General features: G+C 66.5%; 16 protein-coding genes and 2 tRNA genes. 11 read left to right on the forward strand and 7 right to left on the reverse strand.

The window, feature by feature from the left end:
- Window positions 1-3 precede the first annotated feature (3 nt).
- Entirely contained in the window at window positions 4-957 is a 954-nt protein-coding gene (locus ACZ5R1_RS14970; protein WP_464712473.1) for a PDR/VanB family oxidoreductase, read from the forward strand.
- A 63-nt stretch (window positions 958-1020) separates the two neighbouring features.
- On the opposite strand, the gene ACZ5R1_RS14975 is transcribed toward ACZ5R1_RS14970, so the two are convergent.
- Window positions 1021-1728, reverse strand: a complete 708-nt coding sequence (locus ACZ5R1_RS14975; RefSeq protein WP_027596840.1) for a GntR family transcriptional regulator — start codon at window positions 1726-1728, stop codon at window positions 1021-1023.
- A complete protein-coding gene (locus tag ACZ5R1_RS14980; protein ID WP_027596841.1) occupies window positions 1725-2630 on the reverse strand; it encodes a LysR substrate-binding domain-containing protein in 906 nt (301 codons plus the stop codon). The genes ACZ5R1_RS14975 and ACZ5R1_RS14980 overlap by 4 nt, the downstream gene beginning before the upstream one ends.
- A 151-nt stretch (window positions 2631-2781) precedes the next feature.
- Here ACZ5R1_RS14980 and ydiJ point away from each other — a divergent pair, with 151 nt between their 5' ends.
- On the forward strand, window positions 2782-5811 hold the full coding sequence (gene ydiJ, locus ACZ5R1_RS14985; protein ID WP_313331632.1) for a D-2-hydroxyglutarate dehydrogenase YdiJ: 3030 nt from the start codon (window positions 2782-2784) through the stop codon (window positions 5809-5811).
- A 338-nt stretch (window positions 5812-6149) separates the two neighbouring features.
- Here the strand turns inward: ydiJ and ACZ5R1_RS14990 are convergent.
- Window positions 6150-6226 (reverse strand) — tRNA-Asp (locus ACZ5R1_RS14990).
- A 13-nt stretch (window positions 6227-6239) separates the two neighbouring features.
- Window positions 6240-6315 (reverse strand) — tRNA-Val (locus ACZ5R1_RS14995).
- Between the two features lie 210 nt (window positions 6316-6525).
- On the opposite strand from ACZ5R1_RS14995, the gene rdgC reads away from it, so the two are divergent.
- Both rdgC and ACZ5R1_RS15005 read left to right on the forward strand, forming a co-directional pair.
- Window positions 6526-7446: a recombination-associated protein RdgC gene (gene rdgC / locus ACZ5R1_RS15000; RefSeq protein ID WP_007159072.1), complete on the forward strand. Its 921-nt coding sequence runs from the start codon at window positions 6526-6528 to the stop codon at window positions 7444-7446.
- A 60-nt stretch (window positions 7447-7506) separates the two neighbouring features.
- The gene (locus tag ACZ5R1_RS15005; protein WP_027602755.1) at window positions 7507-8448 is read left to right on the forward strand and encodes a bile acid:sodium symporter family protein; all 942 of its coding nucleotides are present in this window, start codon (window positions 7507-7509) and stop codon (window positions 8446-8448) included.
- Here the strand turns inward: ACZ5R1_RS15005 and ACZ5R1_RS15010 are convergent.
- Both ACZ5R1_RS15010 and ACZ5R1_RS15015 read right to left on the reverse strand, forming a co-directional pair.
- A complete protein-coding gene (locus ACZ5R1_RS15010) occupies window positions 8398-10854 on the reverse strand; it encodes a putative bifunctional diguanylate cyclase/phosphodiesterase (RefSeq protein ID WP_115946119.1) in 2457 nt (818 codons plus the stop codon). The two genes, ACZ5R1_RS15005 and ACZ5R1_RS15010, sit on opposite strands and share 51 nt — an antisense overlap.
- Before the next feature lie 186 nt (window positions 10855-11040).
- The gene (locus ACZ5R1_RS15015; RefSeq protein WP_027596845.1) at window positions 11041-11607 is read right to left on the reverse strand and encodes a GNAT family N-acetyltransferase; all 567 of its coding nucleotides are present in this window, start codon (window positions 11605-11607) and stop codon (window positions 11041-11043) included.
- A gap of 158 nt (window positions 11608-11765) precedes the next feature.
- Between ACZ5R1_RS15015 and ACZ5R1_RS15020 the strand changes: the two genes are divergently transcribed.
- From ACZ5R1_RS15020 to ACZ5R1_RS15035, 4 genes are all read left to right on the forward strand, one after another.
- Window positions 11766-15236, forward strand: a complete 3471-nt coding sequence (locus ACZ5R1_RS15020) for a hybrid sensor histidine kinase/response regulator (protein WP_464712474.1) — start codon at window positions 11766-11768, stop codon at window positions 15234-15236.
- A 568-nt stretch (window positions 15237-15804) separates the two neighbouring features.
- On the forward strand, window positions 15805-16686 hold the full coding sequence (gene rfbD, locus ACZ5R1_RS15025) for a dTDP-4-dehydrorhamnose reductase (protein WP_027596847.1): 882 nt from the start codon (window positions 15805-15807) through the stop codon (window positions 16684-16686).
- A gap of 97 nt (window positions 16687-16783) precedes the next feature.
- Window positions 16784-17065 carry a DUF3509 domain-containing protein gene (locus ACZ5R1_RS15030; RefSeq protein WP_007159078.1) on the forward strand — a complete coding sequence of 94 codons (282 nt, stop codon included), beginning with the start codon at window positions 16784-16786 and terminating at the stop codon, window positions 17063-17065.
- 15 nt (window positions 17066-17080) lie between these two features.
- Window positions 17081-17518, forward strand: a complete 438-nt coding sequence (locus tag ACZ5R1_RS15035; protein ID WP_027602752.1) for a hypothetical protein — start codon at window positions 17081-17083, stop codon at window positions 17516-17518.
- A gap of 124 nt (window positions 17519-17642) precedes the next feature.
- On the opposite strand, the gene ACZ5R1_RS15040 is transcribed toward ACZ5R1_RS15035, so the two are convergent.
- A complete protein-coding gene (locus tag ACZ5R1_RS15040; protein ID WP_007159080.1) occupies window positions 17643-17930 on the reverse strand; it encodes a DUF3509 domain-containing protein in 288 nt (95 codons plus the stop codon).
- A gap of 352 nt (window positions 17931-18282) precedes the next feature.
- On the opposite strand from ACZ5R1_RS15040, the gene ACZ5R1_RS15045 reads away from it, so the two are divergent.
- Genes ACZ5R1_RS15045 through ACZ5R1_RS15055 form a run of 3 tightly spaced genes read left to right on the forward strand, consistent with a single transcriptional unit; the run spans window position 18283 to window position 19430 of the window.
- The gene (locus ACZ5R1_RS15045) at window positions 18283-18678 is read left to right on the forward strand and encodes an ElaB/YgaM/YqjD family protein (RefSeq protein ID WP_037007227.1); all 396 of its coding nucleotides are present in this window, start codon (window positions 18283-18285) and stop codon (window positions 18676-18678) included.
- A 15-nt stretch (window positions 18679-18693) separates the two neighbouring features.
- Window positions 18694-19086: a phage holin family protein gene (locus ACZ5R1_RS15050; protein ID WP_037007225.1), complete on the forward strand. Its 393-nt coding sequence runs from the start codon at window positions 18694-18696 to the stop codon at window positions 19084-19086.
- Entirely contained in the window at window positions 19083-19430 is a 348-nt protein-coding gene (locus tag ACZ5R1_RS15055) for a hypothetical protein (RefSeq protein ID WP_027596850.1), read from the forward strand. The genes ACZ5R1_RS15050 and ACZ5R1_RS15055 overlap by 4 nt, the downstream gene beginning before the upstream one ends.
- Window positions 19431-19464 lie beyond the last annotated feature (34 nt).

Genomic DNA, 19464 nt, shown 5'->3' on the forward strand with positions numbered 1-19464 from the left:
CCCATGCTCGACCTGATCGTCACCGCCGTGCAGCGCGAGGCGCCCACCATCCTGGCCTTCGACCTGGCCCGCGCCGACGGCGGCCCCCTGCCCGGCTTCGCCGCCGGCGCCCATCTGGAGATCGCCCTGGGCGACGGCCTGCTGCGCCACTATTCGCTATGCGCCACGCCCGAACCTGCCCCGACCCGCTATCGCATCGCCGTGCTGCTCGTCCCCGACTCCCGCGGCGGCTCCCAGGCCATGCACCGCCTCCAGGTAGGCGATCGCCTGCAGGTCAGCGAGCCGCGCAATCTGTTCGCCCTGTTGCCGAGCGCACGCCGCACCCAGCTGCTGGCCGGCGGCATCGGCATCACCCCCCTCCTGGCCATGGCCGAACAGCTCTATCGGCAGGGCGCGCGTTTCACCCTGCGCTACCTGGTGCGCGACCGCGAACACGCGGCCTTCATCCCCTGGCTCAAGGCGCGGCCCTATGCCGAGCAGGTCAGGGTGCATTTCGACCAGCACGATCCGGCGCTGAGACCCAATTTCCAGCACCTGCTCGGCCCGGCGGCGCCGGACGACCACCTCTATGTCTGCGGCCCGGCCGGCTTCATGGCCGCGGTGATGGACGCCGCCCAGGCCCAGGGCTGGCAACCCGGGCAGATCCATCGCGAATTCTTCGCCGCCGATGCCGCCGCCCAGGGCGAGCAGCGGCCCTTCGAGGTGGAGCTGGCGCGCAGCGGGCGCCGCGTGCAGGTACCGGCCGAGCGCAGCGTGGTCGAGGTCCTGGCCGATATGGGGGTCGTCCTGCCGGTGTCCTGTGGTCAGGGCCTCTGCGGCACCTGCCTGACCCCGGTGCTTGACGGCGAACCCGAGCACCGCGACCTCTTTCTCTCCGCGGCCGAGCACGCCGCCAACGACCGCTTCACCCCCTGCTGCTCCCGCGCCAAGGGCGAGCGGCTGGTGCTGGATCTCTAACGACCCGAGCCCTCCTAGCCTCCCCCTCTCCCCCTGGGAGAGGGCCGGGGTGAGGGAACCGGCCTACACCAACACCCGCACCGCCCCCGCCTCCCCCTCTTCCCCACCGAACCAGCGTGCATAGCCCAGGGTCGCCTGGGCGTGCTCGCGCATGATGCCCTCGGCACGGGCGCCCTGGCCGCGCACCAGGGCATCGAAGACCGCATGGTGCTGCAGATGGGCGAAGTTGAAGCGGCGGTATTCGCGCTCGAGATTGTCGGCATCCACCGCCAGCGCGCTCACCGAGGCGAAGGGCAGATGCTCGTGGCGGCCCAGGGCCAGGCCGATGGCCGGATTGCCGCTGGCCGCGACGATGGCCTGGTGAAAGGCCCGGTTGAGATCGTGGTACTCCTCCAGATCCTCCAGCAGCACATGCCCCTTGGCGAACAGCAGATCGCCCCGGCGCAGGCAGTCTTCCAGCCGGGCGCGCGTCGGCGCGTCCAGGCCACGCTCGGCGGCCTGGCGCGCGGCCAGGCCCTCCAGCACCCCGCGCACTTCCACGGCGCCCTCCAGATCGGCACCGGTCAGCGCCCGCACCTGATAGCCGCGGGCACCGCTGCGCTCCAGCAGGCCTTCCTCGGCCAGGGTGCGCAGGGCCAGGCGCACCGGCATGCGCGACACGGCGAAGCGTTCGGCGGTGGGAATCTCCGCCAGGCGTTCGCCCGCGCCCAGTTCGCCGGACAGGATCATCTGCCGCAGCGCGGCCAGTACCCGCTGTCCCGGCTTGCTCATGGCTGTCCCTCTCCTTCATTGATCTCGGCCAGCAGCCACTGCCGAAAGGCCTGCAGCGACGGCAGCCCCTCGTTGCGCGGCGGATAGACCAGGTAATAGCTGCGGCGACTGACCAGCGCCGGCCCACAGGCCAGCAACTCGCCCTGGGCCAGTTCGTCCTCCACCAGTACCCGCGGCACCAGGCCGATGCCGATGCCGGCGCGTACCGCCTGGATGAGGTGCGAGGTCAGCTCGAAACTCGGCCCCGGCCGCATCGCCCGATGCGGCAGCTCGTGATGCCGGAACCACTCGCCCCAGGCCTGGGGATTGTTGGCCACGCCCAGCAGCAGCTGGTCGGCCAGGGTGGCAGGCGTGGCGTCCGGCAATTCCGCGAGGGTCGCCGGGCTGGCGATCACCACCAGGTGCTCGGCTTGCAGCGGATGGGCACGGAGCCCCGGCCAGTCGCCGCTGCCGACGCTGATGGCGGCATCGATCTCGCTGGCGGCGAAGTCCACCGCCTGGATGCGCGAATGCAGGTGCACCAGCATGCCGGGGTGGGCGGCATAGAAGTCGCCCAGACGCGGCAGCAGCCACTTGGAACCAAAGGTCGGCAGCACCGCCAGGCGCAGGGTGCCCTGGCCGGAGGCGAAGGCCATGGCCTGCAGGGTGGCGCTGCGGATCTGCCCGAGGGCCAGGCCCAGTTCGCGACTGTAGGCGCGACCGACATCGGTAAGGACGATCTGCCGCCCCTCGCGGCGAAACAGCGTCAATCCCAGCAACTGTTCCAGGGCCTGCACCTGGCGACCGACGGCGCTCTGGGTCAGCGACAGCTCCTCGGCCGCCCGGGTATAGCTCTCATGGCGCGCCGCCGCCTCGAAAGCCAGCAGCAGCGACATGGAGGGCGTCAGGCGACGGTGATTCATTCAGGATCTTCCGGCATAGGCGGCGGAATCTTCGGTTGTAGCGCCGCCGCGCTGTGGTGAGAATGCCTACTATAGCCAGAAAAGGTCGACGCCATTCCTTCGCTCGCTGAAGGAGACGGCCGTCCGCCGCCAGAGAGCCCGCCTGATGAACATGATCGCCCGCCTGCCGGCCCCGGCGCCCCTTGCCGCCGCCTACACCGACTTCCTGACCACCCTGGCCGCCAGCGGCTTCCAGGGCGAGATCGCGCTGGATCATGCCAGCCGCACGGTCATGGCCACCGACAACTCCATCTACCAGCGCCTGCCCCAGGCGGCGGTCTTTCCCAAGGACAGCGCCGACGTCCAGCGCCTGGCCCGGCTGATGGGCGAGTCGCGCTTCCAGGGCGTGGTCCTGACCCCGCGTGGCGGCGGCACCGGTACCAACGGCCAGTCCCTCACCGATGGCATCGTGGTCGACCTCTCCCGCCACCTGAACCAGATCCTCGAGATCAACGCCGCGGAGGGCTGGGTGCGGGTGCAAGCAGGCGTGGTCAAGGACCAGCTCAACGCCGCGCTCCGGCCCCACGGCCTGTTCTTCGCCCCGGAGCTGTCCACCTCCAACCGCGCCACCATCGGCGGCATGATCAACACCGACGCCAGCGGCCAGGGCAGCGTGACCTACGGCAAGACCCGCAACCACGTGCTGGAGCTGGATGCCTACCTGATCGGCGGCGAGCGCCTGCAGAGTCGCCCGGTGGACAACGCCGAGCTGGACGCCCTCTGCGCTCGCGACGACCGCACCGGCGCCGTCTATCGCTGCGCGCGGGACATTGCCGAGCAGCAGGCCGACCTGATCGAGGCGCGCTTTCCCAAGCTCAATCGCTGCCTGACCGGCTACGACCTGGCGCACCTGATCGAGGCGGACGGCCGCTTCAACCTCAACAGCGTGCTCTGCGGCGCCGAGGGCTCCCTGGCCTTTATCGCCGAGGCCAAACTCAATGTCCTGCCGATTCCCAAGTATTCGGTGCTGGTCAACGTCCGCTACGCCAGCTTCATGGACGCCCTGCGCGACGCCCGCGCCCTGATCGAACTCAAGCCGCTGTCCATCGAGACGGTGGATTCCAAGGTCCTGCTGCTGGCCATGCAGGACATCGTCTGGCACAGCGTGGCGGAGTATTTCCCCGAAGACGTCGCGCGTCCCACCCTGGGTATCAACCTGGTGGAATTCAGCGGCGACGATCCCGAGGAAGTGGATGCCCGCGTCCAGGGCTTCCTCGAGCACCTGCGCCAGGACCCTACCGTCGAGCGCCTCGGCCACACCCTGGCCGTCGGCCGCAATGCCGTGACCCGGGTCTACACCATGCGCAAGCGCGCGGTGGGCCTGCTCGGCAACGTCCAGGGCGAGATCCGCCCGCAGCCCTTCGTCGAAGACACCGCGGTACCGCCCGAGCGGCTGGCCGACTTCATCGCCGAATTCCGCGCCCTGCTCGACGGCCACAACCTGCAATACGGCATGTTCGGCCACGTCGACGCCGGGGTGCTGCACGTGCGTCCGGCGCTGGATCTCAAGGACCCGCGCCAGGCGGCGCTGGTCCGGCCGATCTCCGACCAGGTGGCCGCCCTGACGCAGAAATACGGCGGCCTGCTCTGGGGCGAACACGGCAAGGGCGTGCGCTCGGAATACGCGCCGGCCTTTTTCGGTGACCTCTATCCTGCCCTGCAGGCGCTCAAGGGCGCCTTCGATCCGCACAACCAGCTCAATCCGGGCAAGATCGCCACCCCGCTCGCTAGCGGCGCCGAGTTGCTCAAGGTCGATGGCGTGACCCTGAGAGGCGAGCTGGACCGCACCCTCGACGAGCGCGTCTGGCAGAGCTACGGCACCGCCATGCACTGCAACGGCAACGGCGCCTGCTACAACTACGATCCCGACGACGCCATGTGCCCGTCCTGGAAGGCCACCCGCCAGCGCATCCATTCGCCCAAGGGCCGCGCCGCCCTGATCCGCGAATGGCTGCGGCTGCAGGGCCAGGCCGGCATCGATGTCCTGGCCCCGGCGCCGCGCGGTGCGCTGAACTGGCTCAAGGCCCTGCCGCAGCGCTGGCGCAATGGCCGCCAGGCCGAGGCGGACTTCTCCCACGAGGTCTATGACGCCATGGCCGGCTGCCTGGCGTGCAAGTCCTGCGCAGGCCAATGCCCGATCAAGGTCAATGTGCCGGAATTCCGCTCGCGCTTTCTCGAACTCTATCACCGTCGCTATCTGCGCCCCGTCCGCGACTACCTGATCGGCTCCCTGGAATTCAGCCTGCCGCTGTTCGCCCGCGCCCCGGGCCTCTACAACGCGGTGATGGGTGCGACGCCGATCCAGCGGCTGTTCGCCGAGCGCATCGGCATGGTCGACAGCCCCCTGCTCAGCCGCTTCGACCTGGTGCCGGTCATGCATCGGTGGCAGGTGCAGATCGCCACGCCGGAGCGGCTGCTGGCGCTGAGCGAGGAAGAGCGCGCCAGGACCGTAGTGGTGGTACAGGATGCCTTCACCCGCTACTTCGAGACGCCGCTCACCGCCGCCTTCCTCGAACTGGCGGCCCGGCTGGGCCAGCGGGTGTTCCTCGCGCCCTATCGCGCCAACGGCAAGCCGCTGCAGGTGCAGGGTTTTCTCGGCGCCTTCGAGCGCACCGCACGGCGCAACGCCGCCCAGCTCGCCAGCCTGGCCGGCTTCGGCGTCAAGCTGGTTGGCCTCGATCCGGCCATGACCCTGGTCTACCGCCAGGAGTACCCCAAGGTCCCCGGCATTGCCCGGATGCCCGAAGTGCTCCTGCCCCAGGAGTGGCTGCTGCAGGTGCTGCCGAAAGAGCAGAAGGTAGTTGGCGACAAGGTCTATCGCCTGCTCGGCCATTGCACCGAGAAGACCAACGCCCCGGCCAGCGTCAGCCAGTGGCAGCAGGTGTTCGAACGCCTGGGTCTGGGCCTCAAGCCGGAAAGCACCGGCTGCTGCGGCATGTCCGGCACCTATGGCCACGAGGCACGCAACCTGGCGACCTCCAAGGTGATCTACGACCAGTCCTGGGCCCGCGCCCTGGCCGTCCCGGCGGAACAGGGCGAAGCCCTGGCCACCGGCTATTCCTGCCGCAGCCAGGTCAAGCGCATCGACGACCGCCGCCTGCGGCATCCGCTGGAAGTAGTGCTGGATGCGGTGCGGGGCTGAACGCTCCTGCCCTACCCCTGATCGCGGCCATGGGCCGCTCCTACAGCGGCATCCGTGCCTGTAGGAGCGGCCCATGGCCGCGATCAGAACCCTAATGCAGAAGCAGCCATATCGGCGGAGCACCGCGGCCATGATTAATCAGTAGCGTGGAAAACCGCGCAGCGTTTTCCACAGGCATGCGAACAGGCCGAAGGGCAAGAACCCTCGACCCAAGCAAGCTACATAGAGAAGGAAAAACCCGAGAAAGCCCGACCAGAAAAATCGCGCCCAAACGAAAAAGCGGCCACTAGGGCCGCTTCTCGATGGTTGCTGGCGTTCAGGACCAGACAACCCTTGAATGGCGCAGCGGACGGGACTCGAACCCGCGACCCCCGGCGTGACAGGCCGGTATTCTAACCGACTGAACTACCGCTGCGCATTACCTCGAGTGGTGGGTGATGACGGGATCGAACCGCCGACCCTCTGCTTGTAAGGCAGATGCTCTCCCAGCTGAGCTAATCACCCGTTTGCTCTCGAAGTGGGGCGCATTCTACGGAGGGGTTTACGACCTGGCAACCCCTTTTTCAAAAAAATTTTCCCAGCACTTCCAAAGGCTTAGCGCTGCCCTCCAGCGCACCTAAGAAAGCGCGCATTCCCGACGACCATCGCGATCCGGGGTTGGCCTCCGGGGCGGGCGACGCGGATAATGCGCGCTTCGTTTTTGGGAGTGACACCATGTGGTTCCGTAATCTGCTCGTCTACCGTCTCACCCAGGAAGTCGCCTTCGAGACCGAAGCCCTCGAAGCCGCCCTCGCCGCCAAGCCGGCTCGTCCCTGCGCCAGCCAGGAATTGTCCACCTACGGTTTCGTCGCCCCCTTCGGCAAGGGCCCGGACCTGCCGCTGGTGCACGAAAGCCAGGGCTTCTTCCTGATCGCCGCGCGCAAGGAAGAACGCATCCTGCCCAGCAGCGTGGTCAAGGAAGCCGTGCAGGAAAAGGTCGACGAGATCGAAAACCAGCAGATGCGCAAGGTCTACAAGAAGGAGAAAGAGCAGATCAAGGACGAGATCGTCCAGGCCTTCCTGCCGCGCGCCTTCATCCGGCGCCAGACCACCTATGCCGCCATCGATCCCAAGCAGGGCTGGATCCTGGTCGACGCCTCCAGCGCCAAGCGCGCCGAGGACCTGCTCTCCACCCTGCGCGATGCCCTGGGCTCGCTGCCGGTCCGCCCGCTGGGCGTCAAGCAGGCCCCCATGGCCACCTTCACCGACTGGGTCAAGGCCGGTGACGCCACCCATGGCCTCTATATCCTCGACGAGTGCGAACTGCGCGATGCCGGCGAAGACGGCGGCGTGGTGCGCTGCAAGGGTCAGGACCTGACCAGCGAAGAGATCCAGAACCACCTGGGCGCCGGCAAGCTGGTCACCAAGCTGGCCCTGGCCTGGCAGGACAAGCTGGCCCTGCTGCTGGACGACAAGGTCACCATCAAGCGCCTGAAGTTCGAGGACCTCCTGCAGGACCAGGCCGAACAGGACGGCGGCGAAGACGCCCTCGGCCAGCAGGACGCCAGCTTCGTGCTGATGATGATGACCCTGGCGGAATTCCTGCCACAGCTGATCGAAGCTCTGGGTGGTGAAGAATTGCCCCAGGGGCTCTAAGCTCACCTCAAGGCCGGCGCAGACCGGCCTTTTTTCTGCCTATTGAAAAAGGAGTTTGCCATGCGTGCCCTGGCCGCCTTCAGCCGCTTCGTCGGCAATACCTTCGCCTTCTGGGTGCTGCTAGCCGCCCTGCTGGCGTTCTTCGCCCCCGCGGTGTTCAAGCCGCTGAGCGTGGCCATCGTGCCGCTGCTGGGGGTGATCATGTTCGGCATGGGCCTGACGCTCAAGGTCGAGGATTTCGCCGCGGTCGGCCGTCACCCCTGGCGGGTGCTGCTGGGGGTGGTAGCGCACTTCGTCATCATGCCGGGGGTGGCCTGGGCGCTCTGTCAGCTGTTCCACCTGCCGCCGGAGATCGCCGTCGGCGTCATCCTGGTCGGCTGCTGCCCCAGCGGCACGGCGTCCAATGTCATGACCTGGCTGGCCAAGGGCGACCTGGCGCTGTCGGTGGCCATCGCCGCGGTGACCACCCTGCTCGCGCCCCTGCTGACCCCGGCGCTGATCTGGCTGCTGGCCTCCACCTGGCTGCCGATCTCCTTTGGCGGGCTGTTCTGGTCGATCCTGCAGGTGGTGCTGCTACCCATCGCCCTGGGTCTGGTCGCCCAGCGCCTGCTCGGCCAGCGCGTCGGCGCCCTGGTCGAGGTGCTGCCGCTGGCCTCGGTGGTGAGCATCGTGGTGATCGTTGCCGCGGTGGTGGCCGCCAGCCAGGCGCGTATCGCGGAATCCGGGCTGCTGATCATGGCGGTGGTGATCCTGCACAACGGCTTCGGCTTCCTGCTCGGCTATCTCACCGGCAAGTTCTGCAAGCTGCCAGTGGCCCAGCGCAAATCCCTGGCACTGGAAGTCGGCATGCAGAATTCCGGGCTCGGCGCCGCCCTGGCCACGGCGCATTTCTCGCCGCTGGCCGCGGTCCCCAGCGCCCTGTTCAGCGTCTGGCACAACATCTCCGGGGCGCTACTGGCAACCCTCTTCCGCCGCTTCAAGGACGACGACGCGCGTCCCTGAAGTCTCGTGCCACACCTGCCGGAGCAGCGCCTGGCAGGTGTCCTCGGTGAAGGGCTGCGGCCGGGCGATGCCGTAGCCCTGGGCATAGTCGACCCCCAGGGCAGTCAGCGCCGCCACCACCGCCGGGTTCTCGGCGAACTCGGCGATGGTCTTCTTGCCGGTGAGATGGCCCAGCTGATTGATCGCCTCGACCATGGCACTGTCCACGGCGTCTTCCAGCAGGTGGCGGACAAAGCTGCCGTCGATCTTCAGGTAGTCCACCGGCAGGTGCTTGAGGTAGGTGAAGGACGACATCCCGGCGCCGAAGTCGTCCAGCGAGAATCTCACCCCCAGGCCACGCAATTCGTCCATGAACAACCGCGCCGCATCCAGATTGGCCACGGCGCTGGTCTCGGTGATCTCGAAGCAGATGCGCGCCGGCGCGATCTGCCAGCGCTGCAGTTGCTGCCTGACGAAATCGGCCAGACCCGCCTCGCCCAGCGAATGCCCGGACAGGTTGATGGCCAGGGTGTCGAGCAGCCCGTCGGGCAGCTCGGCGAAGCGCGCCAGCGCCGCGGCGATCACCCAGCGATCCAGATCGGGCATCAGGCCATAGCGCTCCGCGGCCGGGATGAAGGCGCCCGGCGCGATCAGCCGCTCGCCCTCTTCCAGTCGCATCAGCACCTCCACGTGGCGATCCGCGACGGTCTCCTGGCCCAGCCCCAGGATCGGCTGGACATACAGCCGAAACCTGTCCTCGGCCAGCGCCCGGTGCAGGCGCTGCACCCAGGCCATCTCGCCATGGCGCTGATCCAGCTCCACATCGCCCGGGGCAAAGACCTGGATGCGATTGCGCCCCTTGTCCTTGGCCGCATAGCAGGCCAGATCGGCCAGGCGCAGCGCCTCCTCGGGCGCCAGGGCCTGGCCTCCCAGGTGCACCACGCCGATGCTCAGGCCGACGCGAAAGCCCTGCCCGGCCGCTTCGAATTGCAGGCTACCGACGCAGCAGCGCAGGCGCTCGGCCACGGCCTCGACCTGCGCCGGCGTACGGCTTTCCAGCAGCACGCCGAATTCGTCGCCGCCCAGCCGCGCCAGGCAATCCTCTTCGCACAGTTGCTGAGCGAGCAATTCGCACAGCTGGCGCAGCAGGCGATCGCCATGGAAATGCCCGGAGGTGTCGTTGACTATCTTGAACTGGTCCAGATCGATGAACAGCAGCGAGGCACAGGCCAGGTCCTCGCGGGCCAGCAGGCGCTCCAGCCGGGTCTCGAATTCGCGGCGATTGACCAGCCCGGTCAGGGCATCGTGACTGGCCTGCCAGGCCAGATCCTGCAGAAAGGCGCGCTCGCGGGTCTGGTCGTGCATCACCAGCACCACCCCGGTGCCGGACTCGCCCCGCGGCAGGGAGGTCACCGTCAGGGCCACTGGCACCCGGGTACCGTCGATGCGCACCAGCTGATGGGCCAGGGGCTCGTTGCCCGCCAGCCAGTCCTGGCTGCGCAGGCGCTCGGCCAGCGGCTGGGTCGACGCCGGCTGGTCCTCGGTCTGGATGTCGAACAGATGGGTGACGGGCGTACCCGCCGCCAGCCCCGGCCACGCCAGCAGGCGCTCCGCGGCCGGGTTGTGATAGAGCAGCCGACCCTGGGCATTCAGCGCCAGCACGGCATCGCCGAGGGACGCCAGGATGACCTGGATATGTTCTTTTTCCGCCTGCAGCGCCTGCTCGGAGCGCCAGCGCTGCTGCACCAGGCTGTGCATGCGCCAGATGGCCAGGAGCACCAGCAAGGCGCCGACCAGGACGTTGGCGATGAACAGGGCCGCCACCAGCTGCCGCGACGCCACCCCCAGGCGCTCCGAGAAGGCCACCGTTTCCGGCATCATCCGGTCGTGCAGGTCCAGCAGCTGGCGTTTCAGCGGAATCAGCGCCGGTCCCGGTCCCCGCAGCTTGATCAACTCGAAGCCGGTGCGGGCCAGGGCTTGGAATTCGTCCATGTAGGGATCGGTGATCTGCCAGCGGGCGATCACCCCTTCGAAGGGTTCCACATGGCGAGCCATCTGGAAGAGCGCGATGAGGCCATCGATGTCGTCCGGGCTGTTGCCTGCCAGGCGCAGCAGCCGCGCCGCTTCGGCCCGGTCGCCGGCACTATCGAGTTCCTGCCGCGCCGCCCGGTCGAGGTCGTTGACGCTGATGGACGCGAGGTAAGCGTGATAGAACTCGGGCCGCCCTTCGTCCAGGTAGGCGCCGAGCGCCAGCATGGCGTTGCCAAGGCTCTTGCTCCATAGGCTTTCCGCGGACACATAGGCGCGCACCGTCGACAGCAGTTGCAGGCTGACGATGGCGACCAGCGCCTGGCAGGACAGGATGATGACGAAGGGCCAGACGACCCGCAGCGTGCGCAGCGCAGAGGAAGGCGACAGTGAAGACATACAGCGATCCGCAAAAGGAGACGGGCGAATTCTTGCCATTAAGCAGGCATGTCGGCCGTTTCGCGGAAAACTGTTGGCTCGGAAAGACAGCTACGCTGTATTACCGGCGCCAGACAAGCGACGCAGAGGGGGTCCCGCCCTACCGCTGCCGGCGGCTGCCGACGAACGGTAGTCGAGGAGCCACCGCTAGTTGAAGGATGCCTCCAGGCGCGCCTTCACCTCGGGCCATTCGCGATCGGTGATGCTGTACATCACGGTGTCGTCCAGACGTCCGTCGGCCAGGCGCCGATGATGGCGCAGCAGGCCTTCGCGGACCGCCCCCAGCTTCTCGATGGCGGCCTGGGACCGGAGATTGGTCGCGGCGGTCTTGAGCTGCACCCGCACCAGCTGCCAGTGCTCGAAGGCATGGCGCAGCATCAGGTACTTGATGTTGCCGTTGAGTCCGCTGCCATGCTGCTCACTGTCGAGCCAGGTCCAGCCAATCTCGGCGGCGGGCAGCGCCGGCAGGAAGTCGGCGAAACGGGTGGTGCCCACCAGCCGGTCGGCGATGCGCACGGCAAAGGGCAAGGCGCGTCCTTCGCGCTGCTCGGCCAGGGCCTGGCGATACCAGTCCGGACGCAGGGGCCCGCTCAGGTAGTGCAGCGCTTCGCGATTGCGCTCGGCCAGGCTGACCAGCTCCAGGACGTCGCCTTCCGCCAGGGGGTCCAGGCGCAGCGCACCACGTTGCAGGGAAATGGGCTGCGCTTGGAACATGACGGTCTCTCGCTCTTGAATCAGCCCGCCAACCTAACAGGGCCGGCCGCCCGGCTCAACCCACTGGCATCCCCCAACGCACCAGAACTGACGTCTGGCACCCCAAGGTGCGACACTTTGTCCGGGCGCGATGGGCGCCTGGAACGTCTGGAGTCGCCATGTCCCTGCCCAGCGGACTGATCATCACCGTTACCCTCGGCTATCTGGCCCTGCTCTTCGCCATCGCCTTCTATGGCGATCGCCGGCCCCCGCTCAGGCCGCGCCTGCGGGCCTGGGTCTACAGCCTGTCGCTGGCCGTCTACTGCACCAGCTGGACCTTCTTCGGCGCGGTCGGCCAGGCCGCCGACCAGCTCTGGTCCTTTTTGCCCATCTACCTGGGCCCCATCCTTTTCCTGCTGCTGGCGCCGCAGCTGGTCAAGAAGATGGTGCTGATCAGCAAGAAGGAAAACATCACCTCCATCGCCGACTTCATCGCCTCCCGCTATGGCAAGTCGCAGACGCTGGCCATCGTCGTCGCGCTGATCTGCCTGATCGGCGTCCTGCCCTACCTGGCGCTGCAGCTCAAGGGCATCGTCATCGGCGTCAACCTGCTGACCGGCATCAATGCCGAGTCCCTGAGCACCCGCGCCCAGGACACCGCGCTGTTCGTCTCCCTGGTGCTGGCGGTCTTCGCCATCCTGTTCGGCACCCGCAACCTGGACGTCACCGAGCACCACCGCGGCATGATGCTGGCGATCGCCTTCGAATCCCTGGTCAAGCTCGCCGCCTTCATCGCCGTCGGCCTCTGGGTCACCTATGGCCTGCACGACGGCTTCACCGATCTGCTCACCCGCTCGCAGCAGGCGCCGCAACTGCAGGAATACTGGCGCGAAACCCTGGACTGGCCGGGGCTGCTGATCCAGACCGGCGTGGCCTTCATCGCCGTGATGTGCCTGCCGCGCCAGTTCCACGTCACCGTGGTGGAAAACACCGACACCCGGGACGTCAACCTGGCGCGCTGGGTGTTTCCGCTCTATCTGGCGCTGGCCGCGCTGTTCGTCATCCCCATCGCCCTGGCCGGCCAGTTGCACCTGCCCGGCGGTGTGCTGCCCGACTCCTTCGTCATCAGCCTGCCGCTGGCCCAGGAGCGTCCCTGGCTGGCCCTGCTGGCCTTTCTGGGCGGCGCCTCGGCGGCCACCGGCATGGTGATCGTCGCCTGCGTCGCCCTCTCCACCATGATCTCCAACGACATCGTGCTGCCCTGGCTGCTCAAGCGCCGCGGTCAGGTCGAGAGTCCCCATGCGGTGTTCAGCCACTGGATGCTCACGGTGCGCCGCGCCAGCATCGTGGTCATCCTGGTCCTGGCCTATTGCAGCTATCGCCTGCTGGGCTCCAACGCCAGCCTGGCCACCATCGGCCAGATCGCCTTCGCCGCCATCGCCCAGCTCGGACCGGCCATGGTCGGGGCGCTGTTCTGGAAGGCCGCCAATCGCCGCGGCGTCTTTGCCGGTCTCACCGCCGGAGCCCTGCTCTGGGGCTATCTGATGGTGCTGCCGGTGGTGGCCACCAGTCTGCAATGGTCACTGGAGGCCTTTCCCGGCCTCGCCTGGTTCGAGCAGCCCGCGGGGGAGCGGACGCTGCAACCGACCACCGTCGGCGCCCTGGTCTCCCTGGCCGGCAACTTCCTGCTGTTCGCCCTGGTGTCGCTGCTCTCGCGCACCCGGGTCTCGGAATACTGGCAGGCCGGGCGCTTCATCGCCCAGTACGCCCTGCCCCGACCGCGCAATCGCGCCCTGCTGGCGGTCAAGCTGGAAGACCTGCGGCTGCTCGCGGCGCGTTTCGTCGGCGACGAGCGCGCCCGCCTGAGCTTCAGCCGCTTCGCCGAGCAGAGCGGCCTGACCTATCACCCGGGGATGAACGCCAACAGCGAATGGATCGCCCAGACCGAGCGGCTGCTGGCCGGGGTGATCGGTGCCTCTTCCGCCCGCGCGGTGGTCAAGGCCGCCATCGAAGGCCGCGACATGCAGGTCGACGACGTGGTGCGCATCGCCGACGAAGCCTCGGAGGTGCTGGAGTTCAACCGGGCGCTCTTGCAGGGCGCCATCGAGAACATCTCCCAGGGCCTCAGCGTGGTCGACCAGTCGCTGCGCCTCGTGGCCTGGAATCAGCGCTACCTGGAATTGTTCGACTATCCCGACGGCATGATCCAGGTCGGTCGCCCCATTGCCGAGATCATCCGCTACAACGCCCTGCGCGGCCTCTGTGGCCCGGGCGATCCCGACGAGCACGTCGCGCGCCGGGTGGAGCGGATGCGCCAGGGCATTCCCCACACCTCGGAGCGGACCTTTCCCAATGGCCGGGTGATCGAGCTGATCGGCAGCCCCATGCCCGGACGCGGCTTCGTGATGAGCTTTACCGACATCACCGCCTTCCGCGAGGCCGAACGCGCCCTGCGCGAAGCCAACGAGGGCCTCGAGCAGCGCGTCGAGGAACGCACTCGCGAACTGTCCCAGCTCAACCAGGCCCTGGAGGAAGCCAAGGCTCACGCCGAAGCGGCCAACCAGTCCAAGAGTCGTTTTCTCACCGCGGTCAGCCATGACCTCATGCAACCCCTGAGCGCCGCGCGCCTGTTCACCGCCGCCCTCGCCCACCAGGACGGCCTGGCCCAGGAAGCCCAGGAACTGGTGCGCAACATGGACAGCGCCCTCAGATCCAGCGAAGACCTGATCGCCGATCTGCTGGACATCTCGCGGCTGGAGAACGGGCGCATCCTGGCGGCGCCGGCGCCCTTCTCCCTGGCCACCCTGTTCGAAGCCCTGGGCGTCGAATTCAAGGCCCTGGCGCAGAATCAGGGCACCAGCCTGCGCATCCGCAGCAGCCGCCTGGTGGTCAACAGCGACAGCAAGCTGCTGCGCAGAGTGCTGCAGAATTTCCTCACCAACGCCCTGAGATACGCCCATGGCCGGGTACTGCTCGGCGTACGCCGCCAGGGCCAGCACGTGAGCCTGGAAGTCTGGGACAGCGGCCCCGGCATTCCGGCGGACAAGCTCGAGCTGATCTTCGAGGAATTCAAGCGGCTGGACAGCCACCAGACCCGCGCGGAAAAGGGCCTGGGCCTGGGCCTGGCGATCGCCGACCGTCTCTGCCGGGTGCTCGGCCACGAACTCTCGGTACGCTCCTGGCCGGGCCATGGCAGCGTCTTCAGCGTCAAGGTCCCCCTGGCGCCCGCCCTGGCCATCCAGGCCGCAGCCGCCAGCGAGGCAGCCCAGCCCCTGGCCGGCGATCCGGTGCTGTGCATCGACAACGAAGACAGCATCCTGCTCGGCCTGCGCAGCTTGCTGGGCCGCTGGGGCTGCCAGGTCTGGACCGCACGCAGCCGCGAGGAGTGCGCGGCCCTGCTCGCCCAGGGCGTGGTGCCGCGGCTGCTCATCGTCGACTACCACCTGAGCGATGCCGACACCGGCCCGGATGTCGCCGAATGGATTCGCCAGACCCTTGGCCAGGACATCCCCGGCATCGTCATCAGTGCCGATGGCCGCCCGGAATGCCTGGACAAGGTGCGCCAGGCGCGCCTGGACTTCCTGCCCAAGCCGGTGAAGCCGGCTTCGCTGCGCGCCCTGCTGAGCCGTCAACTGGCCTTGTCCGGTTGAGCGAAACCAAGGCGGCTGACCACGCTGCCGACCGGTCTTTCGTTCAGCGTCGATTAAGGTTGCCGAGGCCCAGCGAGACGGAACAATCCACAGCTTCTGTTGATAACTTTGTTGAAAACATGGTGGAAAAGAACCCGGAGCCTTGCTCTGCGGGCTCCTCAAACAAGTTGATCATTTTTTAATCACTTTAATAAGTTCAACATAATCAAAAACTTAATTTAAAAGCAGGATTTCCGGCAGGCAAAACTCCGGGCAAAAGAGGGCTTGACAAGCGCTAGCACAACTTGTGCACAACTCCGGATGAAAATGACCAACGGAGACCTGTCAGCCGTCGCACAATTGTCAAGTATTCGTGAAACAAATTTTTGCGCTACCTTGCCGAGGGCAGTAGCTGGAGGCAGCCCGCAGGCTAGAGCCGACAGCCAGGACAGAGGGCAGGCCAAAGGCTAGCCTTGTCCTCTGCCGGTCATCGGGTAGACTGCCTGCTTTTGCTCAGGGCTGTCGTGGCGACGCCCACCCTGTCAATCAGGCATGGACGCGCCAGCCCTTCTGGAATCAGCTCAGTCACATGAACGTCTTTATCGCCGGTCAACACGGCCAACTCTCTCAGGCGCTGCAAAAACTGCTGGCCACCAAGGCCCAGGTAACCGTCATCGGCCGGGCCCAGGTGGATTTCACCCAGCTGGACGCGCTCCATGACCGCGTCCTGGCCGCAAAGCCCGATGTCATCATCAATGCCGCCGCCTATACCGCCGTGGACGCCGCGGAGAGCGACGCCGAGACCGCGACCCTGATCAACGAGCGGGTGCCCCAGGTCTTCGCCCGGGCGGCGCAGCAGCTGGGCATCCCCATGGTCCACTACTCCACCGACTACGTCTTCGATGGCACCAGGGAAGGCCGTTACCGGGAAGAGGATCCGACCTGTCCGCTCAATGTCTATGGCCGGACCAAACTGGCTGGCGAGAACGCCGTGCGCGAACACGCCGAACGCCACCTCATCCTGCGCACCAGCTGGGTCTATTCCTGGCAGGGCAACAACTTCCTGCGCACCATGGTGCGGCTGCTCAGCGAGCGCGATGAACTGAACATCGTCGACGACCAGATCGGCGCACCCACCTGGACCCGGACCATCGCCGACGCCACCGAGCGCCTGCTGGCCCACAGCAACCAGGACGATGGCCTCTGGGGCACCTATCACCTGACGGCCAACGGCACCACCTCCTGGTTCGGCTTCGCCGAGCAGATCGCCCAGCGCCTGCGCGAGACCGGTCAGCTGAAGGCTCGTCTCAATCCGATCCCCAGCAGTTCCTACCCCACCCCGGCGCATCGCCCCATCAATTCGCGGCTGTCCACCGAAAAGCTGGCAGCGGTGCTGGGGCAGCCGCTACCCGACTGGCAAGCGGCTTTCGCCCAGTGCTGGAGCGAGCGCGAACTTCAGGTGAGCGGCTGAAACGGGCCGTCGGTCATACTTCTGGGATCTCCTCCAGAACTACCCCCGCCCCTGGAAGTCAATGGCACTGACCCCGCTCACGCCAGTCAGGTACGTCATGGACAACCCTTTCCAACTCATCGCCGCGGCTTTCGAGCAAGACTTTCGGGTCAATTTCCGCATCGAACGTCTCGACGGCAGCGTCAGCCTGACGCTGTCCGACGACAGTGGCGTCAAGGTCAAGCGGTTGATCAGCAAGCAGCAATTGCATGACCACACCCGCCTCGCGCGCCTGATCGACAGCATCCGGCTGGGTATCGCCATCGACGAGGGCCATGGCGTCACGGCCCTGCTGGCCGGTGGCACTGGCGGTGCGCCCCGTCTGACCGTCGCGAACTGAGCAGGGATCCGCGCTATGCATACCATGGAAGGCTCCACCCCTCGTCTCATGCAGGCGGCGAACGCCGCGCCGTTGCTCGACAGTCTGGAAACGGCGGCGCCCGAGCGGCAGCCGGCGCCCACCTCGCTGTATCAGCTGACCTGCGCCCGTCTCGACGAACAGCTGGCACCGCTCAAGGTCTGGCCGACCTTGCCGGATCGTACCGGACGGTTTTCCTTTACCCTGCTGGACAGGTGCGGACGCATCCTCTATCGCTCGCCGACCTTGCGCCAGGCGCTGTATCGGGAAGAAGAGCTGCTCAATGGTGTGATCGCCAATGCGCGGCTGGCTGCCGTGCAGGCCGGACAGGGCTTTCCGTCCTGGGGAGTGGTGGACGTCGCCTGCCCCATGTACCAGCTGCCTGCGACTCAACTTCCCTGCGCGGGATGCCGTCTGCTGAAGTGCAAGAGCTGACGAAGGCGTTGCGGGATTAACGCTAACTACTTGATTGCCATCTTTTAATCTTCAACGTTCGAGACCAACGAATGCCGGGGCATCCGTACTGCAAGTCTCGCGCTGAAGCTTTGAAGCCGTGGTGTTACTCGGAATATCTCAGCATGTTGGCGCCCGTGGCCCGCAGCACCGCCATGGATTGCGGCGCCAGCGCACCGGCCCGCAGCGACACATCCTTGCGCACCTCGTCGATCACCGTTTTCAACAGCTGGCTCTCGCCCAGTTGCCGGGCGCTGACCACCCGGTTCACTCGCGCATCGTCACACTGCTGATCCTGCACCGTCAGCACAATACTGCCGTCAGGGCGAGGCGCCGTAACCGAGCATTTATAAGTACTGAAAGCGGCAGTCAGTCTATCTATGGCGTTTTCCATTCTTCCCCCTCTTATTTGTCTAGAAGTGCATGGACGATCAAATACGACGCAACTGACAGTGATAGAAACAGCAAAGTTCTTGCGTCTTACTTGAATAAGACGAGCAATGGCGCTAGCGCCTGATTTTGTGAGCCAGCTCTTCTAATCCGTATTAGGTACGGAACTTTTGGCGAGGCTGAATCGAAAAGGTATGACCATTCGTCCGCCTTGGGCTGCGTTTCGGGTGCCATGCCTGGCCACCTTATAGAGGCGCCTGGCTCGTGCCGGGATGGCTCTGGCCGGTGGAACCTTTGCTCCAGGCGCTCACTCGAAAGGGCTGAAACGGATACCCATCGCCTACCAGGAGCGCGCCATGACCGACAAAACCCCTCCCGTGATCAAAGACGAGCTTGCCGCTGACATCGATGAGCAGGCACACAAGCAGAACGCTGACCGGGTCCGTCGTCATCTGGGCGAGGCCGAGCAGGCACTGACCGACGAATTTCACACCCTGCTGGCAGACGCCGAGCAGCTGCTCAAGCACACCGCGAGCATGGCCGGTGAGCAGGCGGACGAGCTGCGCGCCAAGTTGAGTTCCAGCCTCGAACGCTCCCGCGACGTCCTCAAGACCAAGCAGGACGATCTCTATCGCCAGGGCGTCGCGGCCAAGGAGACCACCGAGGAGTACGTGGTCGACAATCCATTCAAGGCCCTGGGCATCGCTGCCGGCGTCGGCTTCCTGATCGGTCTGCTGGCCTCGCGCCGCTAAACCTGGGGGACTGCCATGGACACCTCCTCTCCTCCACGGGAGCTGCCTGACGAGGCGCCCAAGCCATCGGTCAAGCGTCTCGCCGGCGCGGTGGTAGGGCTACTGCAGAGCCACTTGGAACTGCTGGGCATCGAGGTTCAGGAAGAGAAGGTCCGGACCTTCCAGCTGTTCCTCTTTACCGGGCTGAGTCTGATCTTCGGCTTGCTGGTGCTGGTCGGCGTCTCGGCGGCGGTCATCATCGCCTTCTGGGATACCTATCGGATGGCCGCGACCCTGGGCCTGTGCGCCTTCTATGCCGTGGCGCTGGCGATCTGCATCCTGCGGGCCCTGAGCCTGGTCAAGGGCGCCGCGCCCTTCCATGCCACCCTGGAAGAACTCAACCGCAACCGGGAGCGCCTACTGCCATGAACCAGCCGCTTACCTCTGCCACCAGCCAGGCCAAGCGCAAGGAACTGGTCCGGCTGCGCATGGAGATGTATCGCCAGCAGCTGATCTACAACGCCCAGCCCCTGCACAACCCCATCAGCCTCATCGGCGATCTGGTGCGGCCCAATCGGGACAAGGTCGCCAGCTCGGCGAAGAAGCCGCTGATGCTCGGCGCCACGGTATTCCTGTCGCTGTTCGGCAAACGCCTGGGCGCGGTGGGCCGTCTGGCCCGCATCGGTCTGGCCCTCTATCCGATCGTCAACCGATTGCAGGCTCACCATCGTGAACAACGGCAGGCGGAACACCCGCTGCCACCGCCGCGCTAGGTAGAGAATGGCTCCTTCGGGAGCCATTCTGTCA

The organism is Pseudomonas sp. Pso3, from assembly GCF_055393275.1.

What these genes read in the sequence shown, in the direction of transcription:
- ACZ5R1_RS15005 (WP_027602755.1), top strand. Translation starts at nt 7,507, where the DNA reads ATGCGTGCCCTGGCCGCCTTCAGCCGCTTCGTCGGCAATACCTTCGCC.
- ACZ5R1_RS15030 (WP_007159078.1), top strand. Translation starts at nt 16,784, where the DNA reads ATGGACAACCCTTTCCAACTCATCGCCGCGGCTTTCGAGCAAGACTTT.
- rdgC (WP_007159072.1), top strand. Translation starts at nt 6,526, where the DNA reads ATGTGGTTCCGTAATCTGCTCGTCTACCGTCTCACCCAGGAAGTCGCC.
- ACZ5R1_RS15020 (WP_464712474.1), top strand. Translation starts at nt 11,766, where the DNA reads ATGTCCCTGCCCAGCGGACTGATCATCACCGTTACCCTCGGCTATCTG.
- ACZ5R1_RS14970 (WP_464712473.1), top strand. Translation starts at nt 4, where the DNA reads ATGCTCGACCTGATCGTCACCGCCGTGCAGCGCGAGGCGCCCACCATC.
- ACZ5R1_RS15010 (WP_115946119.1), bottom strand. Translation starts at nt 10,854, where the DNA reads ATGTCTTCACTGTCGCCTTCCTCTGCGCTGCGCACGCTGCGGGTCGTC.
- ACZ5R1_RS15055 (WP_027596850.1), top strand. Translation starts at nt 19,083, where the DNA reads ATGAACCAGCCGCTTACCTCTGCCACCAGCCAGGCCAAGCGCAAGGAA.
- ACZ5R1_RS15040 (WP_007159080.1), bottom strand. Translation starts at nt 17,930, where the DNA reads ATGGAAAACGCCATAGATAGACTGACTGCCGCTTTCAGTACTTATAAA.
- ACZ5R1_RS14980 (WP_027596841.1), bottom strand. Translation starts at nt 2,630, where the DNA reads ATGAATCACCGTCGCCTGACGCCCTCCATGTCGCTGCTGCTGGCTTTC.
- ACZ5R1_RS15015 (WP_027596845.1), bottom strand. Translation starts at nt 11,607, where the DNA reads ATGTTCCAAGCGCAGCCCATTTCCCTGCAACGTGGTGCGCTGCGCCTG.
- ACZ5R1_RS15035 (WP_027602752.1), top strand. Translation starts at nt 17,081, where the DNA reads ATGCATACCATGGAAGGCTCCACCCCTCGTCTCATGCAGGCGGCGAAC.
- ACZ5R1_RS14975 (WP_027596840.1), bottom strand. Translation starts at nt 1,728, where the DNA reads ATGAGCAAGCCGGGACAGCGGGTACTGGCCGCGCTGCGGCAGATGATC.
- ACZ5R1_RS15050 (WP_037007225.1), top strand. Translation starts at nt 18,694, where the DNA reads ATGGACACCTCCTCTCCTCCACGGGAGCTGCCTGACGAGGCGCCCAAG.
- rfbD (WP_027596847.1), top strand. Translation starts at nt 15,805, where the DNA reads ATGAACGTCTTTATCGCCGGTCAACACGGCCAACTCTCTCAGGCGCTG.
- ACZ5R1_RS15045 (WP_037007227.1), top strand. Translation starts at nt 18,283, where the DNA reads ATGACCGACAAAACCCCTCCCGTGATCAAAGACGAGCTTGCCGCTGAC.
- ydiJ (WP_313331632.1), top strand. Translation starts at nt 2,782, where the DNA reads ATGATCGCCCGCCTGCCGGCCCCGGCGCCCCTTGCCGCCGCCTACACC.